Here is a 14,692-nt window from a genome sequence, read left to right as displayed (position 1 = left end):
TAGCATCCGAGCATGACGGTCCTGCCTGACGACGGGCTTGAGCTGGCCGCCGAGTTCTCTGACGTGTCCCACGAGCAGTGGCAGCGCCTCGTTGCGGGTGTGCTGCGCAAGTCGGGCAAGGACGTCGAGGGTGCTCAGGCCGAGGAAGCCCTGTCCACCGCGCTGGAGGACGGGCTGCGCACCCGGCCTCTGTACACCGCGCACGACGCCGCGCCCGACTCCGGCCTGCCCGGGTTCGCTCCCTTCGTGCGCGGCAGCCGCGCAGAGGGGAACACGGTCGGCGGCTGGGACGTACGCCAGCGGCACACGACGGCCGACGGCGCCACGGTCCTGGCGGACCTGGAGAACGGCGTCACCTCGCTGTGGCTGGTCGTCGGCGAGGGCGGCATCCCGGTGTCGTCGCTCGGTGGCGCCCTGGACGGCGTCTACCTCGACCTGGCCCCCGTCGTCCTCGACGCCGGACGCGAAGTGGAGCCCGCCGCCCGTGAGTTGCTGCGGCTGTACGAGGAGCGGGGCGTCGCCAAGGACGTGGCGCGCGGCAACCTGGGCGCCGATCCGCTCGGCCACGAGGCCCGTACGGGGCAGTCGTACGACTTCCGGGCGGTGGCCGGTCTAGCGCGGCTGTGCGCCGAGGACTACCCGGGGCTGCGTGCGCTGACCGTGGATGCGCTGCCGTACCACGAGGCCGGTGGCTCGGCCGCGCAGGAGCTGGGCTGTTCGCTGGCGACCGGCGTCGCGTATCTGCGCGAGCTGACCGAGGCCGGGCTGAGCGTCGAAGAGGCCTGTGCGCAGCTGGAGTTCCGGTACTCCGCTACCGCAGACCAGTTCCTGACCATCGCCAAGCTGCGGGCCGCGCGCCGGCTGTGGGCGCGGGTCGCCGAGGTCTGCGGGGCCCCGCGGGCGGGGGCGCAGCTCCAGCACGCCGTGACCTCGCCGGTGATGATGACGCGCCGCGACCCGTGGGTGAACATGCTGCGCACGACCATCGCGACGCTGGCCGCCGGGGCGGGCGGCGCCGACTCCGTCACCGTGCTGCCCTTCGACCACGCCCTCGGACTGCCGGACGCGTTCGCGCGGCGCATCGCCCGCAACACCTCGACGATCCTCATCGAGGAGTCGCACCTGGCCCGGGTCATCGACCCGGCGGGCGGCTCCTGGTATGTGGAGCGCCTCACCGACGAACTCGCGCACGCCGGCTGGGAGTTCTTCCAGCGCATCGAGGGCAACGGTGGTCTCGCCGCCGTCCTTCGCTCCGGGCAGCTCGGGCGGGACCTCGCCGACACCTGGCAGGCCCGCAGCGGCAAGCTGGCCAAGCGGCGCGAACCCGTCACCGGTGTCAGCGAGTTCCCGCACCTGGCGGAGAAGCCCGTGGAGCGCCGGCCCGCGCCCGAGCCGCCGTCCGGCGGGCTGCCGCGCGTGCGGCGCGACGAGGCGTACGAGGAGCTGCGCGCCCGCTCCGACGCCCACCTCGCCGCGACCGGCTCCCGCCCGCGGATCTTCCTGGCCGCCCTGGGTCCGGCGGCCGCCCACACCGCCCGCCTCACCTTCGCCTCGAACCTGTTCCAGGCGGGCGGCATCGAGCCCGTCACCGAGGGGACGTTCGAGGACAGCGGCGCCACGGAGGTCTGCCTGTGCTCCAGTGACGCCCTGTACGAGGAGCAGGCGGCGACCGTGGCCGCCGGGCTCAAGGCCGCCGGTGCCTCGCACGTGTTCCTGGCGGGCCGCCCCGGGCAGTACCCCGGTGTCGACGCGTACGTCTTCGCGGGCTGCGACGCCGTCGCCGTCCTGTCCGCCACCCTTGACCGCATGGGAGTGTCCTGATGACCGCCCGCTCTGGCCCTTCCATCCCCGACTTCTCCGGGATCGAGCTGGGGACGCCTACTGCCGACGGAGGCGCCGACGAGTGGCGTACGGCCGTCAAGAAGGCGGCCGGCGGGGACGACCTGCTGTGGGAGACTCCGGAGGGCATCCCGGTCAAGCCGCTGTACACCGGGCAGGACCTGGATGGCCTGGACTTCCTGGGCACCTACCCGGGCGCCGCCCCGTATCTGCGCGGCCCGTACCCCACCATGTACGTCAACCAGCCCTGGACGATCCGCCAGTACGCCGGTTTCTCCACGGCCGAGGAGTCCAACGCCTTCTACCGGCGCAACCTCGCCGCCGGCCAGAAGGGCCTGTCGGTCGCCTTCGACCTGCCCACGCACCGCGGCTACGACAGCGACCACCCGCGCGTGACCGGTGACGTCGGCATGGCGGGCGTGGCGATCGACTCGATCTACGACATGCGGCAGCTCTTCGACGGCATCCCGCTGGACAAGATGACCGTGTCGATGACGATGAACGGCGCCGTGCTGCCGGTGCTCGCGCTGTACATCGTCGCCGCCGAGGAACAGGGCGTATCGCCCGAGAAGCTGGCCGGGACCATCCAGAACGACATCCTCAAGGAGTTCATGGTCCGCAACACGTACATCTATCCGCCGAAGCCGTCGATGCGGATCATCTCCGACATCTTCGCCTTCACCTCGCAGCGGATGCCCCGCTACAACTCCATCTCCATCTCCGGCTACCACATCCAGGAGGCCGGTGCGACGGCCGACCTGGAGCTGGCGTACACGCTCGCGGACGGCGTGGAGTACATCCGGGCGGGCCGCGAGGCGGGCCTGGACGTGGACGCGTTCGCGCCCCGGCTGTCGTTCTTCTGGGCGATCGGCATGAACTTCTTCATGGAGGTCGCCAAGCTGCGGGCGGCGCGCCTGCTGTGGGCGAAGCTGGTGAAGCAGTTCGACCCGAAGAACTCCAAGTCCCTTTCCCTGCGCACGCATTCGCAGACCTCGGGCTGGTCGCTGACCGCGCAGGACGTGTTCAACAACGTGACGCGCACGTGCGTCGAGGCGATGGCCGCCACCCAGGGCCACACCCAGTCGCTGCACACCAACGCCCTCGACGAGGCGCTCGCGCTGCCCACCGACTTCTCCGCGCGCATCGCCCGTAACACCCAGCTGCTGATCCAGCAGGAGTCCGGCACCACCCGGGTCATCGACCCGTGGGGCGGCAGCGCCTACGTCGAGAAGCTGACGTACGACCTCGCGCGCCGGGCCTGGCAGCACATCCAGGAGGTGGAGGCGGCGGGCGGCATGGCCAAGGCGATCGACGCCGGTATCCCCAAGCTGCGCATCGAGGAAGCCGCGGCCCGCACCCAGGCCCGAATCGACTCCGGACGCCAGCCGGTCATCGGCGTGAACAAGTACCGGGTGGACAGCGACGAGGAGATCGAGGTCCTCAAGGTCGACAACTCCTCCGTGCGCGCCCAGCAGATCGAGAAGCTGCGGCGGCTGCGCGCGGAGCGGGACGAGCAGGCGTGCCAGGACTCGCTGGACGCGCTGACCCGGGCCGCCGGCGGCGAGGGCAACCTGCTGGAGCTGGCGGTGAATGCGGCCCGCGCGAAGGCGACCGTCGGCGAGATCTCCGACGCCCTGGAGAAGGTGTACGGCCGGCACGCGAGCCAGATCCGTACGATCTCCGGCGTGTACCGCAACGAAGCAGGCGAGTCCCCGAACGTGGACCGCACCCGCGCCCTGGTGTCCGACTTCGAGGAGGCCGAGGGCCGCCGCCCGCGCATCCTGGTCGCCAAGATGGGCCAGGACGGCCACGACCGCGGCCAGAAGGTGATCGCCACCGCCTTCGCCGACCTCGGCTTCGACGTCGACGTCGGCCCGCTGTTCCAGACGCCGGGCGAGGTGGCCCGCCAGGCCGTCGAGGCGGACGTGCACATCGTCGGGGTGTCCTCGCTGGCCGCCGGTCACCTCACCCTCGTACCGGCGCTCAAGGAGGCGCTGGCCGAGGAGGGGCGGGAGGACATCATGATCGTGGTCGGCGGGGTGATCCCGCCGCAGGACGTGCCGACGCTCCTCGAGATGGGCGCGGCGGCCGTCTTCCCGCCCGGCACGGTGATCCCGGACGCCGCGTACGACCTCGTCAAGCGGCTGGCGGCCGACCTCGGGCACGACCTGTGATCGATGTCGACGCGTATGTGAAGGGGGTACTCGACGGGAAGCGGGCGATCATCGCCCGTGCCATCACGCTCGTCGAGTCCACCCGCCCCCAACACCGGGCGCTGGCACAGGAGTTGCTCACCGAGCTGCTCCCGCACAGCGGCCGGGCCCGGCGCATCGGCGTCAGCGGGGTGCCGGGCGTGGGCAAGTCGACGTTCATCGACGCGTTCGGCACGATGCTGACGGGGCTCGGGCACCGGGTTGCCGTGCTCGCCGTGGACCCCTCCTCCAGCCGCACCGGCGGCTCGATCCTCGGCGACAAGACCCGCATGGAACGGCTGGCCGTGGACCCGGCGGCCTTCGTCCGCCCCTCCCCCACCGCGGGCACCCTGGGCGGGGTCGCCAAGGCCACGCGCGAGTCGATCGTGGTGATGGAGGCGGCCGGCTACGACGTGATCCTGGTGGAGACCGTCGGCGTCGGCCAGTCCGAGACCGCGGTCGCCAACATGGTCGACTCCTTCCTGCTGCTCACGCTCGCCCGCACCGGCGACCAGTTGCAGGGCATCAAGAAGGGCGTCCTGGAACTGGCCGACGTGCTCGCCGTCAACAAGGCGGACGGCCCGCACGAGCGCGACGCCCGTGCCGCGGCACGCGAACTGGCGGGCGCGCTGCGGCTGATGCACGGCAAGGACGCCGTCTGGACACCGCCCGTGCTCAGTTGCAGTGCCCGCGAGTCGACCGGGCTTGACGCCGTCTGGGAGCGCCTCGAACAGCACCGCACCCTGCTGGACTCGACCGGGCGCCTCGCCGCCAAGCGCCGTGACCAGCAGGTCGACTGGACGTGGAGCATGGTCCGCGACGAACTCCTCGGCCGCCTGCACGCCGATCCGGCGGTGCGGGCCCTCGCACCGGTGCTCGAACAGCAGGTCAGGGACGGGGCGTTGACGCCGACGTTGGCGGCCGAGCGGATTCTGGGGGCGTTGGGGAGTTCGGGGCCGGCCTGAGCGCGAGGTGACTCGACCGGTGCCGGGTCTGCCGGCGTTTGATCCGGCCGCCGCATTCGTTGACATGTTCAAAACATGTCATTAGCATCCGGGCACACTTGGAAAGCGCTTTCCCTCCGTCCGGCGCCGCACCACCGTCACCCCACGCGACGGCCACCCCCCCCCCAGGAGGAGCCCCGATGAGTTCACGCCGAATCGCGATGCCTACTGCACGCACGCCCATACCCTGGCGCAAGAAGGCGGTCGTGGCCGCCCTGGCAGCCACCCTGTTGGCAGGCCCGGGCATCGCGCAGGCCACCCCGCAGACCACACAGACACACGCATCGGCGTCGCGGGATCAGGTGACGGCCGCCGCCACCATCACCTGGACCCTCGAACGGGCCGCCAACCCCACCCAGGACCAACTCACGGCCTACGACCTCATCACCAGGGCCATGAACGCCGCGGTGGCCCGCTACAACAACCTCAGCGACCTGGGCAAGACCCTCACCGTCCGCTATGACCCGGGCGTGCCCACCGCCGACGGCAACATCAACGGCACCATCCGCTTCGGCAACCGCGGTTACATGACCGAGCGGACCGCGTTGCACGAGATCGCCCACACCATCGGCGTGGGGACGAGTTCGGGCTGGTCCCGCCTCGCCGGCAGCGGCACCTGGACGGGTGCGCAGGCCACGGCGCTGGTCCGGCAGTTCGACGGTTCCAGCGCCAAGATCTCCACCGGCGGCGGCCACTTCTGGCCGTACGGCCTGAACTACGACAACGAGTTCTCGAACACGGCGGCCGACCGCCATGTCCAGATCGTCGCCTCGATGGTGCGCGACGGGCTGTGAGCCGAGGGGCCGGCGCCGGGGGCCGCCGCAGCGGCCCCGGGCGCCGGCCCGCGCCTTACCGGGGTATACGAGCGCCCGTGCCGCTGACCCGGACCTTCGGGTCACCTGCGTGCAGGGTCACGGTGAGTTCTCCCGGCCTGCCCATGTCCTCACCCTGATGCAGGGTGAGCTCCGACTCCGGGGGCACCAGGGCGAGTTCACGGGCGTAGGCGCCGAAGGCGGCGGCCGCGGCCCCGGTGGCCGGGTCCTCCACGACGCCGCCGACCGGGAAGGGGTCGCGGACGTGGAAGACGGTGTCCGCGGCGCGCCACACCAACTGCACGGTCGTCAGATCCAGCTTTCGCATCAGGGCGGCGAGCCGCTCGAAGTCGTACGAGAGGTCCGCCAGCCGTTCCCGGCTGCCGGCGCCCAGCACCAGATGGCGGTTGCCGGCGAAGGCGATGCGGGGCGGCAGCCGCGGGTCGAGGTCGGCCGACGGCCAACCCAACGCCGCAAGGGCCTCGGCCAGTTCCTCCGGGGCGATCTCCTCGATCCGGGGTTCCACGCTCGTCAGCGTCGCCCGGAGCGTGCCGTCGGCGCCGCTGGTGACGGTCACCGGGACCGTGCCCGCGCGGGTGGCGAAGACCAGATCCCCCGGCCCGATCCGCTCGGCCAGGGCCACGGCGGTGGCGATGGTGGCGTGGCCGCAGAAGGGCACCTCGGCGCGAGGACTGAAGTACCGAATGGTGAACGCCCGACCGGGTTCCCCGGCCAACTCCTCGGGCTGCCCGGTCAGGAACGCGGACTCGCTGTAACCCAGCCGGGCGGCGATCGCCAGCATCGCGGCGTCGTCGAGCCCGGAGGCGTCCAGGACCACGCCCGCCGGATTGCCGCCGTCCGGGTGGGACGAGAACGCGGTGTAGTGCAGGACATCGGTGATCTGTTCATCGGTCTTCATGCCGTAGGACAACCGGCGTGCCGGGGCGTGGATTCCCGCCCGCGCGCCGTCCTTTGCGAAATTTCCGCTCGTGGTCGGGCACGTGGTTGCCGGTGCGCCAGAACATGGCCGAAGCCGGTGTGGCGCACCGGCAACCGTTTCGAGGCGCCCCCACTCCGGCGTGCCGAGCGCCCGGAGCCGAGAATCCGGAGTACTTCTACGCCTCCATCAACATCAGCGGCGCCACCATCGAGACCGACGGACAGGTCATCGACTTCACGTTGTGACCACTTGGGCGCAGCACGCTCGCGTCGGTCAACGCCACCGGCGTTGACTCGTGGGATGCAAGGGGTCTCGCAGAGCTGCGACTTCGGGCCGGAACTGGACGATCAGGTCCTCCCGGCGGAGTCTCGAACGACCGCCGCAGCTCGCGGGACCTCTCGCCGAGCGGCTGTCCAGGTTGGGCGCACAGCCTCAGAATCTCGACCCGGCGGGTCGCCAGGGAAGCGACGAACGCACCCAACAGGGCCGCACCGGCACCGACTACGGCCGCCATCACCGAAGGGTCCATGCCGCTCCCCCCTCACAGCCCCGCTGCCCGATCAGCCCGCTGCTCGATCGCAGCCGGCCGGTGCCGCCCCCGGACTGCTCATACCCCGTGCTGCGAGAATACCGACGGTCTCGTACGCGCGGCCTGCGAGACGGCCATGGGGATACGAGCCGTCCGGGGACCCCGGACGACTAGCGAGCCACCGCGTCGGCCCCCGCCTGCGCGAACTTCTCGTCCAGCGCGCCCGACGGAGCGCCCGCGACGCCGATGCCGGCGATCGGGGCGTTGCCGGCGGTGACGGGGACGCCGCCCGCGAGGAACAGGGTGCCGGGGATGTCCTTCAGGTTCGGGGCCTGCTGCAGGCGCTCGACCAGCTGGGAGGTGGGGGCGTTCCAGGAGACGGCGGTGAACGCCTTGCGTTCGGCGGACTCGTAGGACTGCGGGCCGGCGCCGTCGCCGCGCAGCGTGACGATGGTGTTGCCGTTGCGGTCGACGACGGCGACCGTGACGCGCTGGTTCTCCTTCTCGGCGGCGTCGAGCGCGGCCTGCGCGGCCTTGGTGGCGGCGTCGATCGTGAGGTGGGTGGAGGTGGTGGTGGCCCGCGCGGAGGCGGCCGCGGCGGTGGCAGGGTTCGCGGCGGGGGCCGAGGCGCTCGCGGACACCGCACCGAAGCCCGCCAGGGCGACGACGGCGAGCACGGCACCGCCGGTGGCGACGCGAGCACGGCGGGAGAACTTCTTGCGCACGGGGTTCATGGGTCGGTCGACTCCTTCGGTGGGCGGGCGGCCCGGTTGCCGCCCCGCTTCGTCCGCTGTCCACCCTCGGCCCGGAGCAGGGCCCGGACGGTCGACGTTCCGGCTCGCCCGGCGACGCCCGACGGACGACACCGGGGTCATCCGATCGGTTGACCCGCCCGGCCCTCGCACCGGGTCACAATGGAGGTGTTTGCCCAGTTCAGCGCCTGCGAGCGGGAGGGAGGCGGCCCCGGATGGGGAACCGGTCGTACGAACCGGGCACCGTGGACACGCGGTGGCTCGGCGTCGTGATGCACACGGCGTTCTTCCTGCTGCTCGGCGGCGCGCTCGCCCGATTCGTGCTGCGTCATCCCGGCGAACCCCGCACTCCGTGGATCATCGCGCTGTGCGTCGTGCTCGCCGTGCTGCAGTTGCTGGGGCCCAGGACCGGCGACGCGGGCTCCCGGCCCACCCGGCGGCACTCGGCCTGGCTGGCGCTGGTCGTCGTGGTGTGGATGGTCCTGGTCGTGCTCGCGCCCAGCTTCGCCTGGTGCGCGGTGCCTCTCTTCTACACCGGCCTGCGCACGCTGCCGGCCCGCGCGGCCCTCGTTCTCGTGGTGGTCCTGACCGCGTTCGTCGTCGCCGCGCAGTTGGAGCTCGCGGGCCGCTTCGACCCGAACCTGGTCCTCGCGCCGCCTGCCGTCGCCGCCCTCGCCACCGCCGTCTTCCTGCAGATGGAACGGCACACCGCGCGCCAGCGCGTCCTGATCGACGACCTGATCCGCACCCGCCACGAACTCGCCGCCTCGGAACGCCGCGAGGGCACTCTCGCCGAACGCCAGCGGCTCTCCATGGAGATCCACGACACGCTCGCCCAGGGCCTGTCCAGTCAGCAGATGCTGCTGCAGGCGGCCGACCGGGTCTGGGACTCCGAGCCGGACAAGGCCCGCGCCCATGTCCGCACCGCCGCGTCCGTCGCCGCGCACAACCTCGCCGAGGCCCGGCGCTTCGTGCACGACCTGGCCCCCGCCGACCTCGCCCGGGGCGGCGGCCTCGATCAGGCGCTGCGTGCCCTGGCCGCGCGGGAGTCCGGCGCGGAGTTCACCGTACGCGTCCACATCGACGACGACGGCCGCCTCCCCCAGTTGCCCGACCGAGTCCAGTCCGCCCTGCTGCGCATCGCCCAGGGCGCCCTGGCCAACGTCCGCGAGCACGCGGCCGCCACCCATGCCGCCGTGACGCTCACCCTCCTCGACGACGAGGTCGTCCTGGACGCCACCGACGACGGCCACGGCTTCGACCCCGCCGGCCTGCCCGACTCCCCCGGCGCGGAACGCGGTCACGGGCTGCCCGCCATGCGGGCCCGGCTGCGCGCGCTCGGCGGGAGCCTGACCGTCGACTCCGCACCCGGCGAGGGCACCGTCCTGTCCGCCGCCGTCCCCCTGGAGGCGCCACGATGACCCCCGACCGCGCTCCCGTGCGCATCCTGGTCTGCGACGACCACGCCGTCGTACGGGCCGGGCTGCTGGCCCTGCTCGACAGCGCCCCGGACATCGAGGTCGTCGGCGAGGCCGGCACCGGCGAGGAGGCGCTCGCGCTGGCCGCGAAACTCACCCCCGACGTGGTGCTGATGGATCTGCAACTGGGCGAGGGCATCGACGGCGTGGAGGCCACCCGCCGCCTCACCTCCCTCCCCGGCGCCTGCGCCCACGTCCTGGTCCTGACCACGTACGACACGGACGCCGACATCACCCGCGCCATCGAGGCCGGCGCGACCGGCTATCTGCTCAAGGCCGAGCGCCCCGACGAGCTCTTCGCCGCGATCCACGCCGCCGCCCAGGGACGTCCCGCCCTGTCCGCGCCCGTCGCCGGCCGCGTCATGGCCAACCTGCGCCGGCCCCGCCCCACCCTCACCGACCGCGAGCGCGACATCCTCACCCAGCTCGCGCGTGGCATCGGCAACCGCGACATCGCCCGCGCCCTGTACATCAGCGAGGCCACGGTCAAGACCCATCTGCGCCGCATCTACGACAAACTCGGCGTCGACACCCGCGCGGGCGCGGTGGCGGTCGCGAAGGAGCAACGCCTGCTGCCGTGAGGGCGTCCCGCCTTACGGCGTTGTGAACGACAGCGGGTGAGGTGTCTTGACCGAGGCCGGACTTCCATGGCCGTGCAGGGATTTGGGTCAGGGGATCGGTCGCGGTGCGCCGAGATCCGGTGGCTAATCTCGTCTCTCCATCGATCTTGATAGCAGGGAGCAGACCGTGCGCAACGCCGCTGTGACACCCGAGGGTGACCAGATCCGCTGGGTTGAGCTGCCGGGGCAGGAGCCGCCCCGTGTGTACGTGCACGGGTTGGGTGCCACTTCGCCTGCCTACTTCGCGGAGGTTGCGGTCCATCCCCTGCTGGCCGGCCGCCGGTCACTGCTGATCGATCTGCTGGGTCACGGCATCAGCGACCGGCCGACGGGCTTCGACTACACGCTGGAATCACACGCCGACGCGCTCGCCGCGGCCCTGGCTCGCGCGGATGTCGTCGGCGCCGAACTGGTCGCGCACAGCATGGGCGGCTCGGTCGCCATCGTCCTGGCCGCCCGGCACCCTCACCTGGTCTCCCGCCTGGTCCTGGTCGACGCCAACCTCGACCCGGTCGAGCGCACGCCCGCCGCGGCAGGCAGCAGCGGCATCGCTGCCTATTCCGAGCAGGAGTTCCTGGCGGGCGGGTGGGAAGAGGTCCGCGACCGGGTTGGCGCCCACTGGTGGTCCACGATGCGCCTGGCTGGCCGGGAGGCGCTGCATCGCAGCGCGGTCCACCTCACCCGCGGCACGGTCCCCACCATGCGTGAGCTGCTGCTGGATCTGAAAATCCCCCGCACCTACCTGCTGCCCGAGGCCGACTGCCCGCTCCCGGGCACCGACGCACTCACCGAAGCCGGAGTGTCAGTGGTCGCGATCCCGGACTGCGGACACAACATCATGCTGGACAACCCGGAAGCGTTCGCCCGCGCCACCGCGGCGGCGCTCACGGACTGAGACCGGGCTCAACCAGGCGGAAAGCGCAAGCAGCAGGGAGCGGGACCACAACCGGTCCGGTCTGCGACCGCGCCGGCCGCCGGGCCACCCGCCCACGGACAAGCACTTTGTCAGTGCGCCGCGGTCAGGTAGTCGGGAGCGGCCCACGCGACGTCGTCGACCGCGAGCCATGGCGCGGCCGAGACCGCCGTGGGCGTCACCCCGGCGAAGGCCCTGACATCCCGATGGAGGTGGGACTGGTCGGCGTAGCCCAACTCCGCCGCCACCACGGGGGGACTGTGCCCTGCGGCGAGACGGTGTGCCGCGTGGTCGAAGCGGACGAGCCGCGCCGCCCGCTTGGGGTTCAGGCCGATCTGGGACCGGAAGCGGGACCACAGTCGCTTACGGCTCCACCCGACCTCGGCCGCCAGCCGCTCGACGCGAACCCCACCGCGGTTCCCGACCATGCACCGCCAGACGAAGGCGACTTCCGGGTCGATCGCCGGGCCTGCTTCGTGGCGTCGGGCGAGCGCGGCCTCCGCGATGGCGAATCGGTCGTCCCATGACCGGGCAGCGCGCAGTCGTTCCTGGGTTCGCTCGGCATCGCGGCCCCAGAGGTCGTCGAGGGAGACCACTGTGCCGCCCAACTCCGAAGAAGCGCCCAGTAGCGCGTGCGCGACGATCGGTGACAGCCGCACCTGCAGACACTCGATGTCACGGCCGTGGCCTCGCAGGCCGCTGGGCGCCAGCCCGACGACGACACCGCCGTTGTGCGGTCGGCCGCTGCCGTCCTCGACGACGAGCGGCCCCTCGCCGACGTTGACGGCCACCGTGACCGCCGAGAACGGGACCACGCTCAGGTCGACGAGTTCCGTGGTACGGGCGCGGAATCCGGCCATGCTGACTCCCGGCAGCCGGCCGGGCCGCGCCGGGGTGGCGATGTCCCAGACCGTCGCGGCGTCATGAGCCGGCCCGGCGGATCCCATGGCGCCAGGCTACGCGACATTCATCCAAGACGGGGCGACGGCGACAGAACGAGGCTGGTGGCGTCCGCAAGTACCGGACCGGAAAGGAACATCAGTGATGTGCTCGCCGATCGACCCGTTCACGCCCGCCCTCGAACTCGCCGCGGCCATACGCCGAAAGGAGGTGAGCCCGGTCGAGGTGGCCGACCGCTGTCTCGAGCGTATGGACGAGCTCGACCCCCGGCTGAACGCCTTCTGCCACCGGGCCGACGACGACGTACGCAAAGCCGCGTCCGCCGCGGCCGACGCGGTGGTGCGGGCCGCGTCGCCCGACGACCTCCCGCCCTTCCACGGCGTCCCGCTGCCGGTCAAGGATCTCGTCGACGTGGCGGGGTGGCCCACGACGTACGGGTCCGCCGGTGCCGGGCAGGCGCCGGCCGTTGCGTCGGACCCGGTCGTACAGCGGTTGGTCGACGCGGGGTTCGTCCTGCTCGGCAAGACCACCACCTCCGAGTTCGGCACCCTGCCCTTCACCGAGAGCGAGGCCCTGGGCATCTCGCGCAACCCGTGGGACCCGGAGCGCACGCCGGGCGGGTCGTCGAGCGGAGCGGGTGTCGCCGTCGCCGCCGGGATGGCGCCCATCGCCCACGCCGAGGACGGCGGCGGCTCCATCCGCGTCCCCGCGTCGTGCAACGGTCTTGTCGGCCTCAAGCCCACCCGCGGCCTGGTCACCAACGCGACGGTCGAGGTGGAGGGCCTCGCCACCAGCGGCGTGCTCACCCGCTCGGTGGCGGACTCCGCGGCCGCGCTCGATGTGCTCGCGCGCCATGATCCGGGTGCGTGGTGGTCGCCTCCGACCCGGCACGGGTCCTTTGCCACCGCCCTGGAATCGGACCCACCGGCGGGGCTGCGGATCGGTGCGCTCACCGACTCACCGATCGACGGCATAGCCGTGGACCCGGCGTGCGCGGCCGCCGTGGACGTCGCCCTTCGGGCGCTCGAGTCGGCCGGCCATCACATCGTCGACACGCGCCTTCCGCTGCCCCCGGCCGAGGAGTTGGTCGCGGCGTTCACGACCATCTGGAACATCGGCGGTGCCGGAATCGAGCTCGCGGACCCGGACGGCGTCGAGCCCCACAATCGTGCCCTGCGCGAGGCGGCACGATCGATCGACTCGTGGGCCTACGCGGAAGGCGTGCGCAAGACCCAGCACTTGTCGCGGCGCATTGTCGAGGCCTTCGTCGCGAACTTCGACCTCTTGATCACACCCACCATGGCCTGCCTCCCGCCACCGGTCGGCGCCTGGCGGGCGGGCACCGAGAACAATCCCCTGATGGCACTGCTGAACAGCTACCCGATGGCGGTGTTCACGTCGGTGTTCAACGTGACCGGCCAGCCGGCGATCTCCCTCCCCCTCCACCACGACGACGCCACCGGCCTGCCCGTCGGCGTCCAGATCGTCGCCGCACCGTGGCGCGAAGACCTGCTGCTGCAGGTCTCCCGCACCCTGGAGCTCGCACACCCTTGGGTGGATCGCCGCCCGCCTGTCGGCTGACGCCGCCTGCCGAGGCGCCCCTCGGACGCACATCGCCGCCGTCCGGGGCCGTCGCCCTCACCCTTGAGCGCACATTTTGGGACCATGGCCCTGTGGACGGAGATCCGCTCTTCGGCGGGGCCGAGCCGGTGGACGCGCTCGATGTGGCGCCGACGCCGCGGACGGCGGTGGCGTGGCTGCCTCCGCGCGAGCTCTGGCCGCCCATTCAGGACATCCGCTGGGAGCACGATCCGCAGGTACGACGGTGGCCGCCGCATGTGAATCTGCTGTTCGGCTTCGTGCCGGAGGAGGAGTTCGAGCGGGCCGTACCGCTCCTCTCCGCCGGGGCGGCGCGGAGCAGGGCGTTCACGGCCCGCCTGAGCGGTGTACGGCACTTCAGGCACCGGCACTACGCGACGGTGTGGCTCGATCCGGCCGCCGCGGACCCGGCGCCATGGGTCCGTCTGCACCGGGAGCTGCTGCTGCGGTTCCCGCTGTGCCACGGGCGCGGCGGCCGCTTCACGCCGCATCTGTCCCTCGGCCGCACCCGGGACCCCGGACACCTGGCCGCCGAGTGTGCCGTCCGGCTCGGCACACTGTCGGCGGCGGTCGAGGAGGTCGTCCTGCTCTCCCGTCGCGGCGACGAGCCCATGCGGCCCCTGGTGGCGGTCGCACTGGGCACGGGAGAGGTCCGACCGCCCCCGGAGTGACTGGTCGTCAGCAGGTGCGGCCCACGTAGTAGGCGCCCTGGATCTTGTCAGCGGAGCCCAGCCAGGTCTTTCCGGGTGGGACGCACCGCTCGTAGTCGGGCGCCAGGGCGACCTCCACCTTGATGACCACCCTTGAGCCGTCGGACGTGCAGTGGTTGTAGTAGGCGTCGGAGCCGGTCTCGTAGAAGCCGCACGGGTCGGCCGCCGCCGGGGTCGCCTGGGCGGTCAGCGTGCCGAGGGACGTCAGCACGAGGGCGGCGGAACCGAGAACGCCGGTCACCATACGACGAACGCGCAAGAGAACTCCTTGGGCAGTGGCGGGCGATGCCTGGAAAGGCCTTTGTCCGCCGGTCGGTTGGATACCGGGACCAGAATCGCCGCGCCTGTCGGCCAGGTTGATCGACTGTCGCGTCGTTCACCTGACGGATCGTTTGTTCTCTCCT

14 protein-coding genes are annotated in these 14,692 nt (G+C 72.0%); 10 read left to right on the top strand and 4 right to left on the bottom strand.

From position 1 onward, the window contains the following. Positions 1-12: 12 nt before the first annotated feature. From IF78_RS0107530 to IF78_RS0107515, 4 genes are all read left to right on the top strand, one after another. The gene (locus tag IF78_RS0107530) at positions 13-1,821 is read left to right on the top strand and encodes a methylmalonyl-CoA mutase family protein (RefSeq protein ID WP_031479859.1); all 1,809 of its coding nucleotides are present in this window, start codon (positions 13-15) and stop codon (positions 1,819-1,821) included. Continuing rightward, a complete protein-coding gene (gene scpA / locus IF78_RS0107525) occupies positions 1,821-4,013 on the top strand; it encodes a methylmalonyl-CoA mutase (RefSeq protein ID WP_031479857.1) in 2,193 nt (730 codons plus the stop codon). The genes IF78_RS0107530 and scpA overlap by 1 nt, the downstream gene beginning before the upstream one ends. After that, positions 4,010-4,996: a methylmalonyl Co-A mutase-associated GTPase MeaB gene (gene meaB / locus IF78_RS0107520; protein WP_031479855.1), complete on the top strand. Its 987-nt coding sequence runs from the start codon at positions 4,010-4,012 to the stop codon at positions 4,994-4,996. Before scpA ends, meaB begins: the two co-directional genes overlap by 4 nt. 200 nt (positions 4,997-5,196) lie before the next feature. Continuing rightward, positions 5,197-5,829, top strand: coding sequence for a hypothetical protein (locus tag IF78_RS0107515; RefSeq protein WP_031479853.1), 633 nt, complete (start codon positions 5,197-5,199; stop codon positions 5,827-5,829). A gap of 55 nt (positions 5,830-5,884) precedes the next feature. On the opposite strand, the gene IF78_RS0107510 is transcribed toward IF78_RS0107515, so the two are convergent. Then, complete coding sequence (locus IF78_RS0107510) at positions 5,885-6,766, bottom strand: PhzF family phenazine biosynthesis protein (RefSeq protein WP_031479851.1); 882 nt, start codon at positions 6,764-6,766, stop codon at positions 5,885-5,887. A 104-nt stretch (positions 6,767-6,870) separates the two neighbouring features. Here IF78_RS0107510 and IF78_RS48300 point away from each other — a divergent pair, with 104 nt between their 5' ends. Then, positions 6,871-7,032 (top strand): hypothetical protein, encoded by a 162-nt coding sequence (locus tag IF78_RS48300; RefSeq protein ID WP_158751298.1) that lies wholly within the window; start codon positions 6,871-6,873, stop codon positions 7,030-7,032. Positions 7,033-7,486: 454 nt separating this feature from the next. Here the strand turns inward: IF78_RS48300 and IF78_RS0107500 are convergent, their stop codons facing one another. After that, positions 7,487-8,050, bottom strand: coding sequence for a GlcG/HbpS family heme-binding protein (locus IF78_RS0107500; protein ID WP_031479849.1), 564 nt, complete (start codon positions 8,048-8,050; stop codon positions 7,487-7,489). 233 nt (positions 8,051-8,283) lie between these two features. Here IF78_RS0107500 and IF78_RS0107495 point away from each other — a divergent pair, with 233 nt between their 5' ends. The 3 genes from IF78_RS0107495 (at position 8,284) to IF78_RS0107485 (ending at position 11,061) form a co-directional block, all read left to right on the top strand. Next, positions 8,284-9,489, top strand: a complete 1,206-nt coding sequence (locus IF78_RS0107495; RefSeq protein ID WP_031479847.1) for a sensor histidine kinase — start codon at positions 8,284-8,286, stop codon at positions 9,487-9,489. After that, positions 9,486-10,127 (top strand): response regulator, encoded by a 642-nt coding sequence (locus IF78_RS0107490; protein ID WP_031479846.1) that lies wholly within the window; start codon positions 9,486-9,488, stop codon positions 10,125-10,127. Before IF78_RS0107495 ends, IF78_RS0107490 begins: the two co-directional genes overlap by 4 nt. Before the next feature lie 166 nt (positions 10,128-10,293). Continuing rightward, positions 10,294-11,061: an alpha/beta fold hydrolase gene (locus IF78_RS0107485; protein ID WP_031479844.1), complete on the top strand. Its 768-nt coding sequence runs from the start codon at positions 10,294-10,296 to the stop codon at positions 11,059-11,061. 110 nt (positions 11,062-11,171) lie between these two features. Here IF78_RS0107485 and IF78_RS0107480 read toward each other — a convergent pair whose 3' ends face one another. After that, entirely contained in the window at positions 11,172-12,026 is an 855-nt protein-coding gene (locus IF78_RS0107480) for a helix-turn-helix domain-containing protein (RefSeq protein WP_031479842.1), read from the bottom strand. A 97-nt stretch (positions 12,027-12,123) separates the two neighbouring features. Here IF78_RS0107480 and IF78_RS0107475 point away from each other — a divergent pair, with 97 nt between their 5' ends. Together IF78_RS0107475 and IF78_RS0107470 are read left to right on the top strand one after the other, a co-directional pair. Beyond that, the gene (locus IF78_RS0107475) at positions 12,124-13,560 is read left to right on the top strand and encodes an amidase (protein ID WP_031479840.1); all 1,437 of its coding nucleotides are present in this window, start codon (positions 12,124-12,126) and stop codon (positions 13,558-13,560) included. 92 nt (positions 13,561-13,652) lie between these two features. After that, positions 13,653-14,249, top strand: coding sequence for a 2'-5' RNA ligase family protein (locus IF78_RS0107470; RefSeq protein ID WP_031479838.1), 597 nt, complete (start codon positions 13,653-13,655; stop codon positions 14,247-14,249). A gap of 7 nt (positions 14,250-14,256) precedes the next feature. On the opposite strand, the gene IF78_RS0107465 is transcribed toward IF78_RS0107470, so the two are convergent. Next, on the bottom strand, positions 14,257-14,532 hold the full coding sequence (locus tag IF78_RS0107465; protein ID WP_031479836.1) for a DUF6355 family natural product biosynthesis protein: 276 nt from the start codon (positions 14,530-14,532) through the stop codon (positions 14,257-14,259). Positions 14,533-14,692: the final 160 nt, after the last annotated feature.

The organism is Streptomyces bicolor (assembly GCF_000719285.1).
Lineage (GTDB): Bacteria > Actinomycetota > Actinomycetes > Streptomycetales > Streptomycetaceae > Streptomyces > Streptomyces bicolor.
This window is presented reverse-complemented; position numbering and strand designations above follow the sequence as displayed.

Bases quoted from the DNA above. Each gene is read 5' to 3' on its own strand.
- IF78_RS0107530 (WP_031479859.1), top strand. From the start codon at position 13: ATGACGGTCCTGCCTGACGACGGGCTTGAGCTGGCCGCCGAGTTCTCT.
- scpA (WP_031479857.1), top strand. From the start codon at position 1,821: ATGACCGCCCGCTCTGGCCCTTCCATCCCCGACTTCTCCGGGATCGAG.
- IF78_RS0107515 (WP_031479853.1), top strand. From the start codon at position 5,197: ATGCCTACTGCACGCACGCCCATACCCTGGCGCAAGAAGGCGGTCGTG.
- IF78_RS0107510 (WP_031479851.1), bottom strand. From the start codon at position 6,766: ATGAAGACCGATGAACAGATCACCGATGTCCTGCACTACACCGCGTTC.
- IF78_RS48300 (WP_158751298.1), top strand. From the start codon at position 6,871: ATGGCCGAAGCCGGTGTGGCGCACCGGCAACCGTTTCGAGGCGCCCCC.
- IF78_RS0107500 (WP_031479849.1), bottom strand. From the start codon at position 8,050: ATGAACCCCGTGCGCAAGAAGTTCTCCCGCCGTGCTCGCGTCGCCACC.
- IF78_RS0107495 (WP_031479847.1), top strand. From the start codon at position 8,284: ATGGGGAACCGGTCGTACGAACCGGGCACCGTGGACACGCGGTGGCTC.
- IF78_RS0107490 (WP_031479846.1), top strand. From the start codon at position 9,486: ATGACCCCCGACCGCGCTCCCGTGCGCATCCTGGTCTGCGACGACCAC.
- IF78_RS0107480 (WP_031479842.1), bottom strand. From the start codon at position 12,026: ATGGGATCCGCCGGGCCGGCTCATGACGCCGCGACGGTCTGGGACATC.
- IF78_RS0107475 (WP_031479840.1), top strand. From the start codon at position 12,124: ATGTGCTCGCCGATCGACCCGTTCACGCCCGCCCTCGAACTCGCCGCG.
- IF78_RS0107465 (WP_031479836.1), bottom strand. From the start codon at position 14,532: ATGGTGACCGGCGTTCTCGGTTCCGCCGCCCTCGTGCTGACGTCCCTC.